General features: G+C 63.6%; 2 protein-coding genes. Both read left to right on the top strand.

From position 1 onward, the window contains the following. The coding region (miaA, locus tag CAGGBEG34_RS09270) for a tRNA (adenosine(37)-N6)-dimethylallyltransferase MiaA (RefSeq protein WP_042688523.1) at positions 1-840 on the top strand (840 nt) is incomplete at its 5' end. A gap of 30 nt (positions 841-870) precedes the next feature. Further along, the gene (gene hemF / locus CAGGBEG34_RS09265; protein ID WP_006683359.1) at positions 871-1,788 is read left to right on the top strand and encodes an oxygen-dependent coproporphyrinogen oxidase; all 918 of its coding nucleotides are present in this window, start codon (positions 871-873) and stop codon (positions 1,786-1,788) included. Positions 1,789-1,858 lie beyond the last annotated feature (70 nt).

The raw sequence follows: 1,858 nt of genomic DNA, 5'->3' as shown, positions 1-1,858 counted from the left end.
GTCGATTCAGCGCAGGTGTATCGCGGGCTGGATATTGGCACGGCCAAGCCGGACGCGGACTTGCGCGCGCGTGCGCCGCACCATTTGATCGATGTCGTAGAGCCGGAGCATGCGTATTCAGCAGCGCGGTTCGGAACGGAGGCGTTGAAGAGCATCCAGGACATTCACGCGCGCGGCGCACGGCCGCTGTTGGTCGGCGGCGCGATGTTGTATTACAAGGCGCTGATCGAAGGGTTAAATCCGCTGCCGCCGGCAAACGCCGCCGTGCGCGCGGCGCTTGCCCAGGACGCGGCGCGCGCCGGCTGGCCCGCGCTGCATGCCCGTCTTACGGCATGCGATCCAGCCCTTGCGGCGCGGATTGCGCCGCACGACGCGCAACGGATTCAGCGCGCGCTCGAAGTCTGGATGCTCACCGGCCAACCGATGTCCGCGCTGCTCGCGCGCCCGCGCGCGGCGAGCGCATCGGAATATCGCTTTATCCCCATTACGCTCGAACCGTCCGACCGCAGCGTATTACACGCGCGCATCGCCGCGCGTTTTGACGCGATGCTGGAACGGGGTTTAATCGATGAAGTGATGCAATTGCGCGCGCAGCCATCGATGCACGCGGCATTGCCGTCGATGCGCTGCGTTGGATACCGGCAGGTATGGGTCTATCTGGAGGGCGCCATCGACCGCGCCGCGATGCGCGATCAGGGCATCTTTGCCACGCGCCAGCTTGCCAAACGGCAACTGACGTGGTGCCGCGCGCTGGCGGGGCGGCGCGTGATTGATTGTTGCGCGCCCGATGCAGTTCAACAGGCGGCGGCCATTGCATTGCAGAGTTGGGATTCAGTTTGATACTCTGAGCGGTGGTTTTGGAATGGGCCGATGAATCTTGAAAGAGTGCGCACTGATCTGCGCTCGCTTCAACACCGCATCGTCCGCGCGCTGGAAGCGCTGGACGGGCGGCGCTTTATGCGCGATGCGTGGCGGCGCGCGGCGGATGAACCGCTGCGCGGAGACGGGGTATCTTGTGTACTGGAAGGCGGCGCTCTAATTGAGCGGGGCATCGTCGGGTTTTCACATGTGCGGGGCGATGCATTGCCCCCCTCGGCGACCGTTGCGCGGCCGCGGCTGGCGGGCTGCGCGTTTGAAGCGCTGGGCGTGTCCGCCGTGTTGCATCCGAGCAATCCTTACTGCCCGACTGCGCATCTGAATGTGCGCTTGCTGGCCGCCACGCCGCGTGCAGCAGACGCCCGCCCGCCCGTCTTCTGGTTCGGCGGCGCGCTGGACTTAACGCCTTACTATGGCTTTGAGGACGATGCGCGTCATTTTCACCGGACCTGCCGCGATGCGCTCGCGCCGTTTGGCGATACCCTCTATCCGCGCTTCAAGCAGGCGTGCGATGCTTATTTTTTTCTAAAACACCGCAATGAACCGCGCGGAATCGGCGGCATCTTTTATGATGATTTTTCAGAACTGGGTTTTGAAAGCGGCTGCGCGATGATGCAAAATGTCGGCGCGGCCTTTCTCGACGCCTATTTGCCAATCATTGAGGCGCGCCGTCATCGACCGTTCGGCGCGCGCGAGCGCGCGTTTCAGGCGTACCGGCGCGGGCGTTATGTCGAATTCAATCTACTCTTTGACCGCGGCACTTTATTTGGACTGCAAAGCGGCGGCCGCACCGAATCGATTCTGATGTCGATGCCGCCTTCGGCGCACTGGCGTTACCACTGGACGCCAGAGCCGGATTCCCCGGAAGCGCGGCTGTATCGCGATTTTTTGCGGCCGCGCGATTGGATATGAACAAGGCGTTCCGCACAGTCGCGCCGGTCGGCGCCGCGCCCCTTGCCGTACTGCTTGTACTGTCTGCGTG

Source organism: Candidatus Glomeribacter gigasporarum BEG34, assembly GCF_000227585.1.
Taxonomy (GTDB): domain Bacteria; phylum Pseudomonadota; class Gammaproteobacteria; order Burkholderiales; family Burkholderiaceae; genus Glomeribacter; species Glomeribacter gigasporarum_B.
The sequence above is the reverse complement of the archived record's forward strand: the minus strand, read 5'-3'. Positions and strand labels throughout refer to the sequence as shown.